Origin of the sequence: Candidatus Thiosymbion oneisti (assembly GCF_900092655.1) — a bacterium.
GTDB classification, from domain to species: Bacteria; Pseudomonadota; Gammaproteobacteria; order Chromatiales; family Chromatiaceae; genus Thiosymbion; species Thiosymbion oneisti.
On sequence record NZ_FLUY01000392.1, the window covers coordinates 1 to 432 of the forward strand.

1 protein-coding gene is annotated in these 432 nt (G+C 60.0%); it reads left to right on the top strand.

The features are described from left to right. Positions 1 to 432: type VI secretion system Vgr family protein (locus BQ17_RS03710; RefSeq protein WP_141699076.1), on the top strand; the 432-nt coding region annotated here is incomplete at both ends.

Sequence of the window (432 nt, forward strand, 5' to 3'; positions counted from 1 at the left end):
CGGCTGGAACTGCCGGACTACCAAACGCGCTACTTCAACGGCATTGTCAGCCGTTTTTCCCACACCGGCTTCGACGGATCCCTTGCCATCTACCAGGCCACCCTGGTCCCCTGGACTTGGTTTCTCACCCGCACCACCGACTGTCGCATCTTCCAGGACCGGACGGTGCCGGACATCGTCAAGGACATCTTCCGCGAGCACGGCCACACCGATTTCCAGGAATTCCTGGTCGAGCCGCATCAGTCCCGGAATTACTGTGTGCAGTACCGGGAAACAGATTTCGCGTTCATCAGCCGGCTGCTGGAACAGGAAGGCATCCACTACTTCTTCCGGCACGCAGACGGCAAACACACCTTGGTCCTGGCCGACGACAACGGTGCCCATCACCCCGTTGCCGGCTACGAAGAAATCCCCTACTACCCCCCCGATGAG